The sequence below is a fragment of the Nocardiopsis sp. iso_186 genome (assembly GCF_056173365.1).
This window is the reverse complement of sequence record NZ_CM149670.1, coordinates 3,892,808-3,912,217: the sequence shown is the minus strand read 5'-3', so window position 1 is coordinate 3,912,217 and position 19,410 is coordinate 3,892,808. Positions and strand designations below refer to the sequence as shown.

Annotated in this window: 16 protein-coding genes; 5 read left to right on the top strand and 11 right to left on the bottom strand. The window is 70.2% G+C overall.

Translation table 11 applies throughout. The features are described from left to right. Positions 1 to 50 precede the first annotated feature (50 nt). Positions 51 to 257: a heavy-metal-associated domain-containing protein gene (locus tag AC0VYP_RS17200; RefSeq protein WP_285757865.1), complete on the bottom strand. Its 207-nt coding sequence runs from the start codon at positions 255 to 257 to the stop codon at positions 51 to 53. Between the two features lie 34 nt (positions 258 to 291). Further along, positions 292 to 579: a metal-sensitive transcriptional regulator gene (locus AC0VYP_RS17195; RefSeq protein ID WP_285757864.1), complete on the bottom strand. Its 288-nt coding sequence runs from the start codon at positions 577 to 579 to the stop codon at positions 292 to 294. A 526-nt stretch (positions 580 to 1,105) separates the two neighbouring features. Here AC0VYP_RS17195 and AC0VYP_RS17190 point away from each other — a divergent pair. Next, positions 1,106 to 2,029, top strand: a complete 924-nt coding sequence (locus AC0VYP_RS17190; RefSeq protein WP_475470691.1) for a hypothetical protein — start codon at positions 1,106 to 1,108, stop codon at positions 2,027 to 2,029. Here AC0VYP_RS17190 and AC0VYP_RS17185 read toward each other — a convergent pair. Then, positions 2,004 to 2,609, bottom strand: coding sequence for a hypothetical protein (locus AC0VYP_RS17185; RefSeq protein WP_285757039.1), 606 nt, complete (start codon positions 2,607 to 2,609; stop codon positions 2,004 to 2,006). The genes AC0VYP_RS17190 and AC0VYP_RS17185 overlap by 26 nt on opposite strands. A gap of 205 nt (positions 2,610 to 2,814) precedes the next feature. Here AC0VYP_RS17185 and AC0VYP_RS17180 point away from each other — a divergent pair, with 205 nt between their 5' ends. The 3 genes from AC0VYP_RS17180 (at position 2,815) to AC0VYP_RS17170 (ending at position 4,524) form a co-directional block, all read left to right on the top strand. After that, a complete protein-coding gene (locus AC0VYP_RS17180) occupies positions 2,815 to 3,069 on the top strand; it encodes a DUF2630 family protein (protein ID WP_285757038.1) in 255 nt (84 codons plus the stop codon). A 110-nt stretch (positions 3,070 to 3,179) separates the two neighbouring features. Then, positions 3,180 to 3,803, top strand: coding sequence for a DUF4126 domain-containing protein (locus AC0VYP_RS17175; RefSeq protein ID WP_285757037.1), 624 nt, complete (start codon positions 3,180 to 3,182; stop codon positions 3,801 to 3,803). A gap of 46 nt (positions 3,804 to 3,849) precedes the next feature. Next, positions 3,850 to 4,524 carry an HAD family hydrolase gene (locus AC0VYP_RS17170; protein WP_475470689.1) on the top strand — a complete coding sequence of 225 codons (675 nt, stop codon included), beginning with the start codon at positions 3,850 to 3,852 and terminating at the stop codon, positions 4,522 to 4,524. Between the two features lie 70 nt (positions 4,525 to 4,594). Here the strand turns inward: AC0VYP_RS17170 and AC0VYP_RS17165 are convergent, their stop codons facing one another. The 6 genes from AC0VYP_RS17165 to AC0VYP_RS17140 all read right to left on the bottom strand — a co-directional run bounded on the left by AC0VYP_RS17165 (position 4,595) and on the right by AC0VYP_RS17140 (position 15,245). Further along, on the bottom strand, positions 4,595 to 5,209 hold the full coding sequence (locus AC0VYP_RS17165; RefSeq protein ID WP_285757036.1) for a superoxide dismutase: 615 nt from the start codon (positions 5,207 to 5,209) through the stop codon (positions 4,595 to 4,597). A 190-nt stretch (positions 5,210 to 5,399) separates the two neighbouring features. Then, complete coding sequence (locus AC0VYP_RS17160; protein ID WP_475470688.1) at positions 5,400 to 9,563, bottom strand: TIGR02680 family protein; 4,164 nt, start codon at positions 9,561 to 9,563, stop codon at positions 5,400 to 5,402. Between the two features lie 28 nt (positions 9,564 to 9,591). Beyond that, positions 9,592 to 10,881 (bottom strand): TIGR02678 family protein, encoded by a 1,290-nt coding sequence (locus AC0VYP_RS17155; RefSeq protein ID WP_475470687.1) that lies wholly within the window; start codon positions 10,879 to 10,881, stop codon positions 9,592 to 9,594. Then, positions 10,878 to 12,533, bottom strand: a complete 1,656-nt coding sequence (locus AC0VYP_RS17150; RefSeq protein WP_475470686.1) for a DUF2397 domain-containing protein — start codon at positions 12,531 to 12,533, stop codon at positions 10,878 to 10,880. Before AC0VYP_RS17150 ends, AC0VYP_RS17155 begins: the two co-directional genes overlap by 4 nt. Positions 12,534 to 12,603: 70 nt before the next feature. After that, positions 12,604 to 12,975, bottom strand: coding sequence for a hypothetical protein (locus AC0VYP_RS17145; RefSeq protein WP_285757032.1), 372 nt, complete (start codon positions 12,973 to 12,975; stop codon positions 12,604 to 12,606). Between the two features lie 131 nt (positions 12,976 to 13,106). After that, positions 13,107 to 15,245, bottom strand: coding sequence for a phosphodiester glycosidase family protein (locus AC0VYP_RS17140; RefSeq protein WP_475470685.1), 2,139 nt, complete (start codon positions 15,243 to 15,245; stop codon positions 13,107 to 13,109). A 477-nt stretch (positions 15,246 to 15,722) separates the two neighbouring features. Here AC0VYP_RS17140 and AC0VYP_RS17135 point away from each other — a divergent pair, with 477 nt between their 5' ends. Beyond that, positions 15,723 to 16,757, top strand: a complete 1,035-nt coding sequence (locus AC0VYP_RS17135) for an isopenicillin N synthase family dioxygenase (protein WP_285757030.1) — start codon at positions 15,723 to 15,725, stop codon at positions 16,755 to 16,757. On the opposite strand, the gene menC is transcribed toward AC0VYP_RS17135, so the two are convergent. Then, positions 16,735 to 17,874, bottom strand: coding sequence for an o-succinylbenzoate synthase (menC, locus tag AC0VYP_RS17130; RefSeq protein ID WP_285757029.1), 1,140 nt, complete (start codon positions 17,872 to 17,874; stop codon positions 16,735 to 16,737). The genes AC0VYP_RS17135 and menC overlap by 23 nt on opposite strands. A gap of 179 nt (positions 17,875 to 18,053) precedes the next feature. After that, complete coding sequence (gene ald / locus AC0VYP_RS17125; protein ID WP_475470682.1) at positions 18,054 to 19,181, bottom strand: alanine dehydrogenase; 1,128 nt, start codon at positions 19,179 to 19,181, stop codon at positions 18,054 to 18,056. Positions 19,182 to 19,410 lie beyond the last annotated feature (229 nt).

Here is a 19,410-nt window from a genome sequence, read left to right as displayed (position 1 = left end):
GACGCGTGCGGCCGGGGCGGCGCAACAGCCGCCCCGGCCCGCCGCCCCGGTCAGGCGACGATGGTGTAGCCGGCCTCGCTGACGGCATCCTTGAGCTGGATGTCGGTGAGCGGTTCGGCGCTCTCCACCTGAACGCGCCCGCTCGTCAGATCGACGTCCACGGTGGTGACGCCGGGCAGTTCGCCGATTTCCTCCTTGACCGAGCTCACGCAGTGTCCGCAGGTCATACCGCTGACGGTGATGGTGGTGCTGGCCATGACGGCCCTCGCTTCCGTTGACGTGCTCATGGGATCAGGAGCGGACCAGCCGGGCGATCGCCTCGGACGCCTCGCGCACCTTCTCCTCGGCTTCCGTCCCGCCGTTGGCGACGGCGTGCGCCACGCAGTGCTTGAGGTGCTCGTCCAGGAGTGACAGGGCGAACGAGCGCAGCGCTTTGTTCACGGCGGACGTCTGGGTGAGGATGTCGATGCAGTAGGAGTCCTCCTCGACCATGCGCTGAAGCCCACGGACCTGGCCTTCGATCCGCCGCAGCCGGTTGAGGTGCTGCTGCTTGTCGTGGTGGTAGCCGTAGGTGGCCATCTCGGCGCTCTCCTGGTCACTAGTCGCTTCCTCGGCCAATGATACCCCCTGTGGGTATATCCGGACCTGGTGGTCGGATGGGGCGGGCGTGGCGGCGCCGGGTCGGGCGCGGTCCGGGTTCCGGATGCTTTCGGACAACGGGGACAAGCCGATGATCGCTGATCCGGCGACCGCGCCGTGCCGCCAGTGCCGGCTTCGGGACGGCGGGCCTGTTCCCGAGAGGCCGTGGCGAATCCCGTGTCCTGGATCTCCCTTGCGGTTCCGTGCGGTGATGCCCTTCGGCTGTTCGGTTATGACAGGCCCGCCTCGTCCCTGCCCGCCGCTGAAGGTCTCCGTTGCGGAACAAGTGCGAAACAGGAAGATAGGCGTTGTGCACACCACTCTTTCCTATTCGATAATTTTTATGGCGATAAGCCGGAAATCGGGGGTTTCGGGTGCTGTGCAGTGCCCGGCCGAATGGCGGTTCGTGCAGCGTGCCTGACGGGTGCTCCGCGCAAGCCGCCCGACGCAGTGTCGAGGGGGCAGCGTGGCAGCGTCAGGTCTGCGGCGGGGCCTCCCATGGTGGGTGGTGCTCGCGGTTGCCTTCGGAGCGGTCGGGACGGGGCCGCCCGCTTTCGCCGGTGACGGGTTTCCCCTGTTGGCCGCAAGCCGACTCGTCGCCCTTGAGACGACGGCGGTATCGGGAGACTGGGGAGTGGTGATCACCCGCGAGGAGTACGGCGGTCACTACCCTTCGGCCGATTTCACTGACGACCCCGACTCGGTGCGCGCCCGCCTCGACATCGGTGCGGTCCCGGAGTCGTTGGCCAACACCACCCAGGGCGGGGCGGGGCGCGCTGACGCGCGCAGTACGATCTCCGGCGGGTTCCGGCTCAATCTGCCCGGCCACACGGTCCCCGCGGTCGCCTTCGACGCCCTGAGGCACTCTGTCGCCTGCGACCTCAGCGGCAGCGTCACGTGGGAGAACAAGCTCAACGGAGGTCCTGGCTACGACGACCGCACGGTTACCGTCTTCGGTACGGACTTCGCCGTTCCCTTGGCCGGGGCGGTCTCCGCAGCCCTCGACCTTCCCGGTACCGGCGAACCGGCCATGGTCGAGATCGTCGCGGACGTCCCCGACGACGCTCCCGGTACCGGTCGTGTCGCGACCACCATCAGTGTGTCCACCGCCCGGACCGAGATCTTCACCCTGGTGCTCGGCGACGTCGCCGTGGACTGCGGGCCGTCCGCCCGCGCGGGCGACGCCCCCGCCCCCGCTCGCCCCGTCAACGTCATGGCGGTGCCCGGCCCCGGGCGCGACCCCAAGGGGATCTCCGGGCTACCGGTCACCGCAACCGCCCTGGGCAGTCTCGTGATGGCAGGGGCGGGGACGCTCGGTGGCGCCGCCCTGCTGCGGTTCGGGCGGACACGGTCCTCCCCGGGCGCTAGCGGCGCAGCCCCAACCGCCTGAGCTCCAGTGCGGCTAGCCGGTCCACCGCCTCGGGGTCGCCTCTGCGCCACGCGTCCACCGGGTCCCCGTGCACCTTGGTCAGCGCCCGCACCGGCGCTGACGCCAGTGCGCGAAGAGCGAGCAGTTCGGAACTGGCCTCGGGCGACATCCTGCGCAGCCGTCTGGCTCCCGATGCCTGGCGAATCCACCGGGCACGCAAAGGCAGCCACAGGACCAGGATCATCATGACGGGCAGTACGGCGGTCAGCACCGACAGCAGCAGTGCCATCTCCGTCACGCTCTCCTGGAACCGGGTTCCTGCCTCGCTCAGACTGTCCCCGGCTTCGCCCATGCTCTGGAACGGCACGGCCAGTTGTTCGCCGACGAGCGGGACGCCCCCGGCCACTTCGGCGGCCTCGTTCATGTGCGAGGTCAGTCCGCCGCCCGACTCCTCCATCAGCTCGCCCGGTCGGGTCAGCGTCATCAGGGTCGCGTGGAGGGACTGTCCCGCCCGTACCCATAGCCAGATCCACACGATGGCGAACGCATCGCTGAGGAACTGCAGGGTGAAGCGGAGGGGGCGATCGGCGTAGATCTTCATCAGGCGCTCCAAGCCGGCGAGAGGGTGGAAGGGGCCGAGCGGATCGATCCCCGGGCGAAAGCGTCACCGACGCGCTGAGGCTTTCCCGGACCGGGACCCGACTAACCCGTCCTGTCCGACATATCCGTCGATGTGCCCCTGGGCTGCCGTTATACGGGTGCCCAGAAGCTTGATTCGGCATCCGGTGAGGTCGAACATGGTTTCCATGAGCGATGCGAAGAGTCACGAAGCAGAGATCATCCAGCGGATCGGCGAGCTGGTGAACGAAGAGCGCGACCTGCGCGAACAGTACGAGCACCGACTCACGCCCCAGGAACGCGAACGCGTCTCGGGGCTGGAACGGGCTCTCGACCAGTGCTGGGACCTGCTGCGTCAGCGCAGGGCCCGCGAGGAGTTCGGGGAGAGCCCTGACGAGGCCCGGGTGCGCCCCGCACCGGAGGTCGAGGACTACCGCCAGTAACGGGCAGGTTCCGTGACGGGTGGAACGCCGGGGAGAAAGGGGAAACCAGCCGCGCGTCCGGCGCATCCTAGAGGGGAGACCTCTGACCGAGCCTGCAGTGAGGATCCCCAGTGGAGCTGCTGACCGGGTTGGGGCTGGCGTCGTCGGCCGGCCTCAACGCCTACATTCCCCTGTTGATGGCCGGTGTGCTGGCCCGCTACACCGACTGGTTCCCCTTGGGGGCCGGCTGGGAGTGGTTGGCCAACCCCGCCGTCCTGATCGTGCTCGGAGTGCTCCTGGCCGTCGAGTTCCTGGCCGACAAAATTCCCGGGGTTGACAGCGTCAACGATGTGCTCCAGACCGTCATCCGTCCCACCGCGGGCGGGATCACCTTCGGAGCCGGAGCGAGCACCCTTACCGCAGCGGACCCGGTGACCACCGACACCGTCACCGCAGCCGCCGCCGGCGGGGGCGAGGGCACGATGACGTGGGTGTTCGTCATCGTCGGCGCGATCGTCGCGCTGCTCTTCCACACACTCAAGGCACTGGTCCGACCGCTCGTCAACACGGTCACGGTCGGGATCGGAGCCCCGGTCGCCAGCGTGGTCGAGGACGTGGCCAGCTTTTTCATGGCGGCTCTCGCCATCCTGCTGCCACTGCTCATCGTGCTCCTGATCCCGCTGATCGCGATGGGCGGCGTACTGCTGCTGCGCAGGGGCAGGCGCAGGCGCGCGGAGCGGGCGGCGACCGCCTAACACCCGCCTCCGTGCGGCTTCGTCAACGGCTCGTACAGTTGTCAGAGTGGCAATCAATACAACGTTCCCCCCGACCGGCGTCCAGCACATCGTCTGGGACTGGAACGGAACGCTTCTCGACGACAACCACGCCAACCTCGCAGCGGTCAACCGGATCTGCGCCGACTTCGGGCGTGCGCCGATCGATCTGGACTTCTGGCGGTCCAGTTTTCGCCGACCCCTCATCCCCTGCTACGAGGAACTGATCGGACGGGCCTTCCGCGAAGGGGAGTGGGAGCGCGTCAACACGATGTACGACCGCTTCTACCTGGAGCACCTGGAGAGCTGCGAGCTGGCGGAAGGCGTCGTTGACACCCTGCTGGCCTGGCCGACCGGTGGACGCACCCAGTCGCTGCTGTCGATGGCCTCACACGACCACCTCGTGCCGCTCATCGACCAACGCGGCCTGACCGTCCATTTCACCCGGGTGGACGGCCGCCGCTACGACACCGAGGGCGACTCCAAAGCAGCCCACCTCATCGAACACCTGGTCGCCCAGGACATCGATCCGGCCACGACAGTGCTCATCGGGGACATCGACGACGACGCCCGTGCGGCCCAGGAGGCCGGTGCGCACTCCGTCCTGGTCGCCACCGGGCTCATGACCCGCGAGCGACTGGAAGCCACCGGTAGCCCGGTCGCGAGTTCGGTCGCCCAGGCGGTCCGCCTGCTGGGCGGCTGACCTCCACGACACGACGCGGGCGGCGCCTCCTGCATGGAGGCGCCGCCCGCGGTTTCCGGGTGCTTCGGGACTAGCCCAGCGCGACCTTGCTGGCCGCGGTGAAGCGCTGCTGAACGTCGGCCCAGTTGACGACGTTCCAGAACGCCTTCACGTAGTCGGCCTTGACGTTCTTGTACTGCAGGTAGAACGCGTGCTCCCACATGTCCAGGAGCAGCAGCGGGTAGGAGCCCGCGGCGAGGTTGCCCTGGTGGTCGTAGAGCTGCTCGATGATGAGGCGCTGGCCGAGGATGTCCCAGGCCAGGATCGCCCAGCCGGATCCCTGGATGCCGGTGGCGGCGGCGTTGAAGTGCGCGCGGAAGGCATCGAAGGAGCCGAAGGCGTCATCGATGGCCGCGGCCAGTTCGCCTTCGGGCTTGTCCCCGCCGTCGGGGGACAGGTTCGGCCAGAACACGCTGTGGTTCACGTGGCCGGCCAGGTTGAAGGCCAGGTTCTTCTGCAGCAGGTTGACGGAGCCCAGGCTCTCCTTGTCCCGAGCCTCCGCCAGCTGCTCCAGGGCGTCGTTGGTGCCCTTCACGTAAGCAGCGTGGTGCTTGTCGTGGTGGAGCTCCATGATCTGGCCGGAGATCCACGGCTCAAGGGCCGCGTAGTCGTAGGGCAGTTCAGGAAGCGAGTACGGCGCGGACATATGCGCACCTTCCGATCTCGAAAAGACTGTTGTGGAAAACCTGCGAGTGATCGCTGGAAAAAAGCTATCAGCAGCAGAGGGGCCCGATCAGTGCCGCCCTGATTACAGGTCCGGCCGGGAATAACCCGGCCCCTCGATCGCACTACCCGGCGCAGGGCGGCCTAAGCGCACCACCGCGGGTGCGCCGGCCTTACGCCGCCGCATCGAATCCGCTGCCGTTCCAGGTGGTGCGCGCGCACGCCACCCCCCACGCGCCCTTGCGCTTCAAGATGTCGTAGATGTGCATACGCGGAATCCTGGAAGAGACCCCGTACCCCGAGGGCCAGGTGATCGCCCAGTCCATGTCCAGGTTGACCAGAAGTTCCAGGAGGCGGGCGATCGTCGGGTCGTCCAGGCGCTCGAACGCCTCGTCCAGCAGCACCAGACGCAACGTGCCGTCGATGTCTGCTTCGAGCGCGTCGTAGAAGGCGGCACTCGCCGCGAACAGCGTCACGTAGGACACCAGCCGGGTCTCGCCCGAGGACAGCTGGCGCATGCGCCGGTCACGGGCCTGGCCGTCCGGACCGATGTCGTGCACCCGGACCCGGTAGGCGTACCACGCGCGGTAGTCCAACGCTCCGGTCAGCACCTCGGCGTATCCGGAGCTGCGGCCCTCGTCGCGAGTGGTGCGGATGCGGTCCATCAACGCGCGCCGCAGCCGCTCGTTCTCCTCGGGAGAGCGTTGGGCCGCGGACTTCTTCGCCAAGGCGAACGCCGACCGCTCGGCGGGGTCCAGATGGGTAGCCGGCTCCCACGTCAGCTCGACGCGTACTCCCTGGCTGGAGTGCGCGCTGGTCAGCACCGTGTTCATCCGCCGGGTGAGGCTCTCCGCAGCCGCGATCTGACGGCGCAGTTCCTCGGCGATGTCGCTGAGCAGGTAGTCCTCGAAGATCTGCTCCTCGCGGCCGGTCAGGTTCGACTCCGCCTCCTCCAGCCGTGCGAGCGTCAGGCGCGCGGTGGCCGCCACGGGTGCGGTTCCCGACTCCTCGCTGACGGTCACCGTCAGGATCCCGTGCCGGGGATGGCGGTCCGCCTGCACGTCGTGGGTGCCGCTGAGCGCCGACTGCAGGGTGTGGATCCGGGTGAGCAGGTCGCGCTCCAGAGCCGCGGGGTCGCCGGGCGGCTCACCCTCCGACAGGGCGTCGGTCAGCGCCGTGCGCAGCTCCGCACGCTCGAACGGGGGGTTGACCTGTTCGGTGGCGGCCTCCCAGACGCCGGCGACCCCTGCCGCGTCGGTGAGGGCGTCCTCGGCGTCGGACACCTTGCCCAGTAGGCCGTCTGCCCCCTCGATCCGCATCCGGGCGGCCTCCAGCCGCCCCTCCAGTTCCTTGGCGGTGTCGCGCAGCGTGTCGTAGTGGTCGAAGACCTTCGGGGACTCGTCCTTGAGCCGGTCGCGCTCCTCGGCCAGTGCGCGCACCCGCAGGGCGACCTCCTCGGCGTCGTGGCCCAGGGTTGAGCGGAGCGTCTCCAGGGCCGCGTGCGCCTCCGAATGGCGCCGGTGCGCCTCCAGCGCGGCCGTCTCCGCGTCACGACGCCCCGAACAGGTGGTCGCGTGGTCCTCGCGCGCCGCGCGCACCCCCTCCAGCGCCTCGGGGTAGTCACGTGCAAGCAGACCGGAACACTGCTCCAATGCGCTCGTGGCGGTGCGGGCCTCCTCGCACAGCGCGGCCAGTGTCTCGGCGTCCTCGGCGACACCCAGGTCGCCGCAGGAGCGCCGATGGGCGGCACGGTCCGCCGTGAACTCCGCCCGCTCGCGGGCGTGCTCCGCCTCGGCCCTCTCGGCGTCCGCGGCCGCGCGTCGGGCCGCGGAGCGGGCGGTACGGGCCTCTACGTGCGCCGTGAGCAGCGTGCCGGTGCCGGGGAACGCCGTCAGCCAGGACTCCCACGCACGTTCCAGCGCCTCGGCGTGTGCGAGGTGGGCCGCGTGTTCCTCCACCAGGCCCGCGGCCTCGGCAACCCGTTCCTGCAACGCCGCGATCCGGCGGCGGCGCACCGCCTCCCGCGCACCCGCCCCGATGTGCTCGGCCTCGTCTTTCGCGTGCCGCCCGTGCAGTACCCCCGCACGCCACCGGCCGTCACCGTCGGCCGAGAGGGTGAGGCCGCCTGCTCCGTCGCCGCTCAACGGGATCGAGCGCAGCAGTGCGCGCACCGTCTCCTCGGAGACGACCGGTTCGTCGCCACCGGCCGGGCGCAGCAGATCGGCCAGGGACGGGCCCGACACCGGTTCCCCGGGGACCGCCCAGGTGTCGAGGTCGTCATCGGGAAGTCCTGCGCGGGGGACCCACGCGTTCAGCAGGCCGCTGGCCTGGAGGGCGGCCTCCAGTGCTGCCCTCCGCTCAGCGGGGAGGTCCGCTGCGAAGTCCACCGCTCGGTAGAACGGAAGCCCCTCCCCGGCCGCGCGCCGTGCCCTGGTCAGTTCGGGGTCGGGCAGTGCGACCTCCACGGCCGAGCGCAACTCGACGAGCTCGGCCTCCAGCGCCGCGTGTACGTCGTGTGCGTCGGCGCGGCGCTGCTGTGCGGCCAGTACCGACTGCTGGACCGCGCGCGCAGCCGGTTGCAGCGCCGCGCGGGCCCTACGCTCGGCGTCACCGAAGGACTCGGGATCGGCGGCCACGGCGGCGGTCTCCGGAGCCTGGTCCAGCTCCGGTGCGTCCGTTCCAGGGGCGGGGGCCGGGCGCTTGCCGCGCCACTCGCGCACGGCGTCGGTCCATTCCCCGGCGGCCGTGTCCACCTGCTCCTGGGTCTGGCGGGACCGTTGCGCCGCGTCAGCGGACTCCTCGGCCGCCCGCTCCGCTGCCGCACCGAGTTGCCGTACACGGTCGGCATGCTCGGTGAGGCGCTGCGCCCGGGCGCGCAGCCCCGTCAGCAATGGACCGCGTTCGCCGACAGCCCGTGCAGCGGCCTCGATCCGTCCGGCGACCCGTCCGGCCTCCTCGACCAGTGAGGGAACGTCCACCGCCGGGGGCAACGGACGTCGCACCTCCTCCGCCGGTGCGCCAGGGTCGGCACACAGCAGTACCCGGGCGGTCTCTCCGCGCGGCGAGGTCTTTGGCACCAGCGCCGATGTGTCGCCCAGAGGCGCCCCGAGGCCCACTGACGACAGTGATTCGCGGGCCGCTCCCGCTGCGCCGCGCACCGACTCCCCGGCACGGCGGACCGTGGCCGCCGCGCGGTGCAGGGCCGCCACCGACTGTTCCTCTGCCGTGCGCAACTCGGCCGCGTGGCGCAGCGCCCCCTCGGCATTGCGGCGCTGGGAGGCCACCGTCTCCGCCTTGTCGTCGAGGTCCCCCAGCGCCCGGTAGGCGTCAGAGGACTTCAACGCGTCCAGTTCCGCCTGCACGACCTCGCGCCGCTCCGTCAGGGCGTCGCGGTCGGCGCGGGCCTTCTCGCTGTGCTCCTCGGCCTCGGCGTGTTCGCTCTCCTGCTTGGCATAGGCCCGGCGGGCCCGCTCCAGATCCTTCTCCGCCTTGGTCAGCACAGAGGCCCGGTCGGCGAGCACGCCGCGGGCGTATCCCCGGTACCCGGACAGGAACTCCTGCAGCGCGGTGTCGGCGACGCGCAGCCGGGCGACGTTGCGGCGCACCCCCTCCAGGTTGTCCAGGCCGTTGGCGGTGCGTACGACTACGCCGGAGTCGATGGGCGGCAGCGCGTCGGACAGCAGCTGCTCCAGCTGTCCCTGGAGGACCTTGAGGCCGATGTCGGGGTTGCGCAGGGTGCGTTGCAGATGCAGCAGGTCGGTGTAGCGCCCGCCGCCCTTGATGCCGTACACGGCCGCTGCCACCCGCTCCTGGAACGCCGCGGCCTCGTCCACCACCGCGTCCGCGCCGATATGTTCGCGCAGTCGTGCCGGGGTGATCGGCCGGTCCTGTTCCATCAGGGCGAAGTCGATGTTCACCCGCAGTGGGGTGATGAACCGCCACGAGTCGCTGACCTGACGACTCGACGCCGTGGCCTTCACCCCCACGCCGGTGGTCAGGAACTCCTCGCTGCCGTCCGCGGCCTCCCTGCGCAGTTCGACCCAGGCGTAGCCCAGCCGTGACGAGCCCTGGGTGTAGTCGTCGAGCATGAGGCGGCCCATGCTGACGGTGTCGAAGCCCTTGCAGCCCATGGTGCGCAGATCGCCGTCCAGGCACAACGGCAGCAGTAGTTCCAGGGTGCGCGATTTGCCCGAACCGTTGGTCCCCTTGAAGATGACCCGCCCGCCGGACAGGTCGAAGACCTCCTCGGTGTACTGCCAGATGTTCACCACACCGCCCCGGTGCAGCCGCCATCGGGTGCGCGGGGTCGCCTCGCCGTCCACGTCGTCGATCCTCACTCGTATACGCCTACGTCTTGATAAGGGGTCAGAAGGAGAACAGGGATTCCTGGCCGTCGTCCAGGGGGGCGGGGGACGGGTCCTGTTCGGCCGGTGCTCCCTCTTCCTCCGGAGCGTCCAGGACCGGCAGGTAGCGGCCTGCGGCCGGACTGATGGCCACGAGAGACCCGGGCAGCACCCGGGCCAGTCCCGACTCCGACAGCGCCCGCAGTACCGACCGGGCCAGTTGGCCGGGGTCGCGCACGGCCTCCCGTGACCATGCCTGGGGATACCGCTGCGCGATGACCGTCACGGCCGCGGTGAAACGCGCGGTGTCAACCACCGTGGCCCCCGGGGCCCGGGCCGCCGGCTCTTTCGCGCTCGGCTCGGTACCCACCGCGGGAGTGCCGGGTGCGTCGTCGAAGAGCTCGGCCAGCGTCAAGAGCGCGACGCGCTCCACGGTGCCCGGCCCGGGGAAGGCACGGTCGGTCAGATAACCGTCGGGATCCACCGCCAGTACTCCGTCGGCGCGCGCCTCCAAGCGCAGGCCGGTGACGTCTTCCAGTAGTTCTGCCTCGCGTCCCAGGTTGCGGCGCAGCCAGTCGTGTTGGCCGGGGCTCAGATCGGCGTGGGCCACGACAGGGTCCTCGACCAGCCGCCGCCGCACGACGTGCCGGTCGTCGCCGAGCCCGGGGGAAGCGGTGACCAGTTCGCCGGGGGAATCGGCCCGCCCCAGCGGTGCGGCCACCAGATGGCCCAGCAGCTCGGGGTCCACGTCCAGCAAAGCCTCCCGGCCGGAGTCGTCGGCCCACGCGGCGACACTGCCGTCGGTTTCGGCCAGTACCCCGAGCTCGATGAGATGGCGCAGGGCGGCGGTGAGTGCACGCCGGTCCACGATTCCCGTACCCACCTCCAGGCCGGCCTCGGCGCCGGCGGCCCGTACCTCCGAGACCAGCCGCGAGAGCAGCAACTGCGTTCCGCCACCGGTCAGCACGGCCAGCACCAGCGCGAGGTAGGCGTAACCGCGCGGGGTGAACGCCGCTCCGCTGCGTTTGTGCGCGCCGCGCACACCGCCGCCCGGTCGGGGGGTCTTGTACAACCGGGCGAACGTCGGTTCCACAACGAGGCGGTAGCCCAGGTAGGCCGCGAACAGGGACTGAAGCCGGTCGGCGTTGCGCCGTACACCGCTCAGCGCCTCGCCGCCGGGGCCGCCGGGGCGCAGCAGCGGGTGCCGCAGGAGGACCCGCACGTAGCGGCGCAGTTGCGCGGTCTCCAGATCGTCCAATCCGGTGAACGCGGCGCGCTCGTTTAGCCCCAGGGGACGTTCCCGGCGGTTCATCGCATCGGCTCCGTCAGTTCCAGGCGCACCTCTGTGTCGCGCAGTTCCAGGGTGCCCAGTACCGAGCCCACCCGGGCGGAGTGTCCGCGCCGCTGCTCGACGGACAGGGTCAGACCGCTGATGGGGTCGGCCGCGATCCCCCCTTCCGCAGGGGTGTCCCGGGAGGCACCGGCCAGAGCCAGCAGCTCGCAGAAGATCTCCAGGGCGTCGCCCGACAGCCGGGCCGAGGCCAGGTCCTGCGCGGAGGCCGCCAACTCGCCCACCGCGGTGTCGCGCCGGCGGCGTCGCTGCTCCTGCTCCTGGAGCAACGCGGCCCGGCCCAGCGGATCCTCGGTGACGGGGTGGATCCGCCCCGTCGCCGCGCGCTCCCCGCGGTTGCCGACGTTGACGTCCACCCGCACGCGCGCGCCCTCGGCCCAGGACCGGTCCGGCGCGGCTGCGTCGTCCTCGTTGCACAGTGCCAGGTGGCGGGCGGAGAACAGGCCGAACGCGCTCGTGTAGAGGTCGTGCGCGGCCTCGGGCGATGCCTCGTCGAACCACGAGGCCAGAGTCAACAGGTCGCGTCGGCGGCCGGGGTCCACCCCGCCCACCCCGCTGACCCGTTTGACATTGGTCAGCAGCGCGGTGATCGCCCTGCTGGTGGCGTCGCGCAACGCGCTCACCTCGGAGGGGCGCCCCGGACGGCCGACGAACCAGTCGGCCAGGCCGTCCCAGTCCGAGGCACGCCGCCCGGGAGCCCGTTCCATCAGCTCGGGTTGGACAGCGGGCCCGGGCCGCGTCGCGAAGCGGGGGAGGGCCGACGAGGAGGAGAGGTCGTCGCCACGCGCGCCCAGCAGGTCCAGCAGGTCCGTACGGCAGCGCTCCAGCGCGCCCAGGCGGTCCACGATCGGTTCGGAGTGGCGCAGCACGTCTTTGGCGATCAGCTCCACGTATTCCAAAAGCATGTGCTTGAAGCCCGACATCTCGGCCGGGGCGAGGTCGTAGCGTGCGATGACCGAGCCGAGATAGGCGTAGAAGTCGCGGACGGCTGCGGCGAACTCGTCGTGTTGCAGGAACAAGGTGGTGACGTGACGGGCGAGGTCCTCGCGCAGCCGTCGCGCGGTGCCGTCGGCGCCGCTGCGTTCCACGGTGCGGATCTCGCCGACCGTGTGCTGGATCGCCGCCAGGCCCTGTTCGATGGCCGGCAGCAGTTCTCGGGAGACTTCGCGAGCGCCCTCGGCCACCGCGAGGACCCCGTTGACCTCGCGCTGCACCCGCGTTGCGAGTTTGGACACCTGGTAGCGCATCCGGCTCTGGGTGAACTCCGCGATCGTGGCGACCGGCTCGCGCCGACCGGGAACCAGGTTGCCCCACTTGGCCAGCTGCTCCAGGCGGTCGACGACCGTCTCCAGCCGGGACTCGCCCGGCTCCACCTCACCACGCCTCTCGGCCTCGGCGAGTGCGGCGGCGACTTCACCCGCGCCGAGGTCGGCCAGCAGGGTGGACGTGAACAGTCGCATGATCGCGATGTAACCGCGCCGCTCGCGCGCGGTCAGGTAGCTGTAGAGTCCCAGCCGGGTGAGCGGGTCGTCGGATCCGGGGAAACCGGTCTCGGCAGGACCGTCCGACAGGTCGTCCTCTGTGCGGGGGGTGTGGTCGGCTTGACTAGGCATGACCCGCCCCAACTTAGTCCCTCCGGCGACTGTTTCCTGCTGCTTCTGCCGACGGACTACGGCAAGGGCCTCACCCTTGGACGAGCTGTTCCAGGCGCTGGGCCGACAACCCCAGGTAGTTGGAGATGTCGTTGGCGCTCAGTCCCGCGTCCGTCAGGCCGTACACGGCCTCCTTGGTTTTCGCGGCTGCGCCCCGCATCGCCTCGTCGGCGGTGTGCAGCGCCCGTCTCGCCTCCACCGCGAGCTGGTCGAGGTCGTCACTGACGTGGGGGACCAGGTCCAAGTGGATCGTGCGCTCGTCCCGCTCCAACTGGGTGGCGATGAACTCCCGGGCCCGCGACTCGGCGTCGCCCAGGGACGGCGACCAGGTGACCCCGACGTCGGTGACGCGGAGTTCCCAGCCGTTCTCCCACTTGCGGGCCTGCACCTCGTACAGCGCCACGGGTTCCCTCCTTCAGGGGTTTGTGTCGAACGCCAATCATCCCGGACGTCCGACCGGCCAAGCAAGGCCACCGATAAGAGATTGCAAGAAAGCAATCACGCAATGTGTTCTCTTGTGAATTATGGGCCCGTTCACTCGTGGGCGACGACCGCTGCGGTGAGCTCGTCCACGGTGATACGGCCTGTGTAGGAGGCGGTCGCCGACGTCTCTACCAGGTAGAGACGCTCCACCGCCACCGGTTGGGACAATGCGGCCGGAATGGGAATTTCGGCCTGTTGCCAGCCGGACCAGGTGACGCGCGGGCCGTACAGTGTGCGCTGTTGACCGTCCTCGTCCGACACCGTGACCGCGAGCCGTGCGCCCTGCCCGTCGCCCGATACCCACAGCCGAAGCATCGAAGCCGTCAACCCGACCCGCAGTGGTGCCGGCGGGTGGGCGTAGGCGGCTCGCGTGGCATCCGACCCGGAGAAGTCGTACGACAACGCCAACCCCAGCCCCGTGCGGCCGGCCGTCGGCTCGGTGCGTGCCTGTCCGCGGGCCGCACGCGCGGTCCAGTCGGCCGCGTCCTCGAAGTCGGCCAGGACACGATCGACCGAGCCGATGCTCACCGGTATCCGTACGCTCGCCGGTCCCGTGCTCAGCCGGATCGCGCCCGAACCGTTCCCGGCCACGGCCGTCACCCGCAATACTCCGGCTTCCTCGGGCGTCACCCGGACCAGCCCCGGGTCGTGGTCCACGGTGATGTCGTCCGTCTCGATCGGCGCCCGGGTCCCGTCCGGCGCCACCCCCGACAGCACGAGCACGACCGAGGACGCCGCATCCGCCAGCCCGATCTCCTCCCTGCTGGGCTCCAGCCGCTCGGGTCCTTTCAGGACCTCCAACCGGAGCCCGCCCCGTGCCCGCCCCATATCGGCGCCGACCGTCACCCGGCCGGGGGCGCCGGCCCGCAGGACTCCGTCCGCGACCGTCCCCGAATCGGCTGCCCACACCACCGGGTGCCCGCTCGGCCCGGCCGGGCCGAACCCCTCGTCGTAGGGGTCCGCAGCCAGCCGTCGGGTCAGCCCGGTGAACACCCGGTGCGGGTCGGCCTGCTCGGGCAGGGCGGACCCCGGTGCGGGGCGCTGCTCCACGGCCGGACGCACCCACAGCCCGCGCGCCGTCCCGCTGCCCTGCGGGGCGTACACCGCCAGACCGTTGGGTACGGCGCGCTCGCCCTCACCGGTGCGGTTCTCCACCCGGATCGGTCCACCAGGGGTCCGCGCGGCCAGGGTCGCCGAACCCCCGCCGTCGAGTTCCAGGCCCGACCACGCCCCCGACTCCAGCAGCCGCTCGCCCATCTCGCGCAATGTCGCGCCCCGTGTACCGGGACGGCGGCCGTCGGCGGTGATCCACCACATCTGCCGCCCGTCGGCGGAGAAGCCCACCGCGGTGCGGGGGTGGCGGACCGTGGCGTCCACGTCGGCGATCCGGCCCTCGCGCACCAGGACGTGGCGCCCACCGATCGCGGTGTGGACGACGCCGCCTCCGGCCCGGATGTCCCACTCCACGGTCACCGGGTCGCCCGTGCGCAACCGGGCCAGCCGGTCGGCCCCCGCTTCCCTGCCCAGCAGGACGGTCGTACCGGCAGGGATCGGGGCGTTCCCTGCGTGGTGGTTCGCCTCGGCCACCCGCCCTTGAGTCACCGTCACTTCGTAGACCCGGCCCGCGTCCCGTACCGCCCGTGCCCGCGGGGAGTCGCCCCACAGTTCGGTGAACGCCCCGATCCCGTTCTCCGGTACTTCGTGGCTGTTCAGCCGGTCCAGGGCCACGTTTCCCCCGGGAAGCCCGATCGTGCCGGTGAAGTCCAGTTCGGCGATCCGGCCGGTGCCGTCGGCGTCGAACACGGCAGCACTCCGCCAGTGCGTCGCGGGAGACTTCACCACCGTTGCGTCCCTCACAGCCCCACCCAGCGGGGCCGATGACCCGCCCAGGTCGAAGAAGTCGCCGTTGACGGCGGCCACCGCCCCCGCGGCCCGGGCCCGCTGCGCGACCGGTTCGGCGTGGGCGACCACTCCCGAGTCCAGGTAGCCCACCCGGACATCGCCGGACAACTCCACACCGAGTTCGGTGAAGCGCTGGGCGCTCCCGATCCCGGCGGAGTCAACAACGGTGAGGACCACGCCGGGGGCGACCGGATGGGAGCGTTGCTCGGCTACCGGGCTCCGACCCGCTCCGCACAGCCCCGCGACGAGTACCGGAACCAGCAGGGCGACAGCGAAGCGCGTGGGCATAGCGGGGTCCTCGGGTTGTGTCCGGACCGGCGAACCCGATCGACCGTCACGCAAAGTAACAGAAGTGGCGCGCTGGGTCGTCGGAAATTCGTGTGGCGGATGTGCGCTGTGTGTTTGACACGTTGCGCGATGTAAAGAAAAACCCGTCATCACAACGTTGCGAAACAGTTCTGTCACACGCGTTGACAGTCCTGAAACCGATCGTTTCTAGGGTCACACCAATCGCTGTGGTCGATCCGGGCTCGCAGAGCCGGCGAAGGACCCGGTGAGGGTGCGAAGACGAGAAAAAGGGGGCCGGTCGATGCGCGAGACCCCGACGCATCACACCCTTCGGAACCGGCGCGGCCCCCCGACAGACGCGGATCAGCGGGGCTCGGCGCCAGACGGTGCGGACCGCCTCGAAACCGCGCCCCCGCAGGGGCGCGGCAACCAGCACTCGTCGCGTCCGCGCCGGGTGTTCGACAGCTGAGGAGCACCATGACCCGCTCGGCCAAGGCGACCGTGCGCCCCTTCAAGGTCCCCGTCATCGACATCACCCGCTGGGAGATGGGGTCGGCCCGCTACCGGGCCGCCATCGCAGCCCAAGTGGACGCTGCCGCAAGCAACATCGGGTTCATGCAGTTCACCGGGCACGGGGTTCCCGAATCCGCCATTCACGGCCTCGGTCTGGCCCTCGACTCCTTCTTCGACCAACCGCTCCCCGCCAAGCGTGCCGCCCAAGGGCCCTCGGCAGGAATCGCCCGTGGTTACAGTCCGCCCAGCACCGAACGGCCCGCCTACAGCCTCGGTGCCCGATCCCCGGGCGACCTGTTCGAGGCGTTCACCGTCGGAACCCAAGCCAGCGACCACCGCGACCGCGCCCTCCCCGCTACGGACTACCCCGAGAACATCTGGCCGGTCGGACTCCCGCGATTCCGTCCCCAGGTGATGACCTGGTTCGAAGCTGCGCAGAACGTGGCACGCCGCCTCACCCGGATCTTTGCCGTCTCCCTCGACCTTCCCGAAGGCTTCTTCCACACCTATACAGGCCATTCCCTGGACGCACTGCGACTCAGCAGCGGTCCGGTCGTACCCGACGACCCGGCCGAGCCGGACCGTCCCGCCATGGGGGCGCACACCGATTTCGGCATCCTCACCGTGCTGTGGAGCGATCCGGTCAACGCCCTGCAGATCATGGACCACGAGGGGCGTTGGCAGAACGTGCTACCGGAGCCGGGGGCGCTGGTGGTCAATCTCGGCGACCTGATGGCCAGATGGACCAACGACCGCTGGGTCTCTGCCGTCCACCGGGTCGCCAGTCCCACGGATACCCGTGGCCACGCGGCTCGGCGCCGCTCCGCGGCGTTCTTTCACGGCGGTAATTTCGACGCCCTGGTCACCGCATTGCCCAGTTGCGTTGACTCCGCCCATCCCGCCAAGTACCCCCCGGTCACGATCGCCGGCCACATCAGCCAGAGCCGAGGCGGCCTCGACGCGGCGGGTCCAAAGATCAGTCGGTCCCGTCGCTGGTGAGCGAGGTCGAGCGCACCGCCATCCCCCACACGGCACGCTCGTCCACCTCATAGCCGAGCCCGGGCTGGGTGAGAGGAATCGCCGCGATGCCGTCGTGGGGACGCACCGAGGGCGTCACCAGGTCGCGGGTGAAACGGGCCCCTGCCCCCGGCATCTCGCAGGGCAGATCTATTCCGGGCAGGGAAGCGAGCGCAACGATCGATGCCCTGCCCACTCCCGTTTCCAGATCGGAACCGCACCACACCCGCCATCCGGCGTCCGCCGCACGATCGTGTGCACGCCGTGCCGGTGTGAGCCCACCCATCCGGGCGACCCGCAGATTCAGCACCGAGCCCGCCTCCAAGCGGATCGCCTCGTCCAGGCGCTCCAACGAGTCGATCGAGCCGTCCAGCGCCACCGGGGTCCGCAGCTCCTGCCGGAGCCGGGCGTGCGCGTGCAGGTCGGGGGCCGCGAACGGCTGCTCGATGGCCAACAGGCCGTACTCGTCCAATGCGCGCAGTGCGGCCAGGTGCTCGGGCGCCTCGGTGTAGCGTCCGCGCCCGTCCACCTGGAGCACCAGATACGGGAACACCTCCTGCACGGCGCGCACCACGTCCACGTCCCAGCCCGGTTCGACCTCCAGCCGGATCCGTTTGCAGCCGCTTCCGATCTGCCGGTTCACCTCGTGCACCAGCGACTCCAGCGAGGGCTGGCGGCCCAGTGTCACGCCGGTGGTCACCGCGGTACGCGAGCCGCCAAGAGCGTGCGCCAGGGGTGTCCCGCGCTGTCTGCTCCACAGATCCCAGCACGCGGTGTCCAAAGCCGACTCCACCGCCGCAAACGGCGCCAGGGACCGCCAGGCGAGAGAGACCTCGGTGGGGCGGTGCCAGTTGTGCTCCAGCAGCGCGGGCGCGAAACGTTCGGTCAGCGCGTGCCAGGCGGCGTCGTCGGCCCCGGGGGCCTCACCCCAGCCGATCACCCCCGAACCGTCGCGCACCCGCACCAGGATGTGGCGGGCGAATCGTCCGCGCTCACGTTCGGCACGGTGGCGCGGACGGGGATGAGCCAGGGGCAGCCGCACCAGGGCTGCCTCGACGGCGACGACCCGGGTGAGCGTGGTCGGCTCCGTGCGTGCCACTGGGCCATCGCCTCCAAGGGATTGCGAATAGGGGGCCGAAACGCCCCGGCCCTATTCGACGGTATCCCCTCCACCCCGACCCGACTACCGGCCCGGGCACACCGATATCGCGGCGAACACCACATTATCGCGCTGCTTTTGGTGCCTATTGTGGGACTTTCCCGATAATTCGGGTGCTATTACGCGGTAAGGCGTTCCGGGCGGCCCAGGACGTCCAGGACATCGAGGCCGTGCGCCCGGGCGACAGCCTCGTTGGTCACGGCACCGTCGTGGGTGTTGAGACCCAGAGCCAGCGACCGGTCCTCCGACAGCGCCTGCCGCCAGCCCTTGTCGGCCAACGCCACCACGTAACGCAGGGTGTCCTTGGTCAGCGCGTGCGTAGAAGTGTTGGCGACCGCGCCCGGCATGTTGGCCACGCAGTAGAACACCGTCTCGTGCACGGCGAACGTGGGGTCGGCGTGCGTGGTGGGGCGAGTGTCGGCGAAGCAGCCGCCCTGGTCCACCGCGATATCCACCAGCACGGCTCCCGGCTTCATCCGCGCGACCAATTCGTTGCTGATCAGCTTGGGAGCCTTGGCTCCGGGGATCAGTACCGCGCCGATCACCAGGTCCGCCTCCAGAGCGGCCTGCTCGACCTCGAAGCCGTTGGAAGCGACCGTCTTGACCCGCCCCTGGTAGACCGCGTCCACCTGGCGCAGCTTGTTGACGTTGAGGTCGAGAACGGTGACGTCCGCCCCCATGCCGACGGCGATCTGAGCGGCGTTCAAGCCGGACACGCCGGCCCCCAACACCGCGACCTTCGCAGGACGAACACCTGGGACACCGCCCATCAGGACGCCGCGTCCACCGTTGGGTCGTTGCAGGGTGGTGGCCCCTACCTGTGCCGCGAGCCGGCCGGCGACCTCGGACATCGGTGCCAGCAGCGGTAGCGATCCGTCGGGCAGCTGCACGGTTTCGTAGGCGATCCCGGTGACCTTGCGCTCCAGCAGGGCGTCGGTGCACGCACGTGACGCAGCCAGGTGCAGGTAGGTGAAAAGGGCCTGGCCCTCGCGCATCCGGTGGTACTCCTCGGCGACGGGCTCCTTGACCTTCAGGATGAGGTCGCCCTGCTCCCAAACCTGGTCCGCATCGTCAAGGATCCGGGCACCGGCGGTGGTGTACTCGTCATCGGTGATCGAGGAGCCGAGTCCGGCGCCGCGCTCGACGGCCACCTCGTGGCCGCGGCGGACCAGTTCGTGCACGCCCGCGGGAGTGATTGCCACTCGGTACTCGTGGTTCTTGACTTCGCGGGGTACCCCGACGCGCACTGTGTTCCTCCGATGGATCGCCGCTGGGACTGCCACTCCACTCTGAACCGGATACCCCAGACCGAGCTACCGGCACTTTGCCTGAGAAATCGCATCTCTGTTGACGAAGTGTAAAGAGTCCCCGGCCGGACCGTGAGGAACCGGTTCGCGCCCGTTGCTTGGGTACGCCCACCCTGATGCCTCGGGGGAACCCCGGCGAGCCACCCGCGCCGGTCGTCCCTCCCCGGTT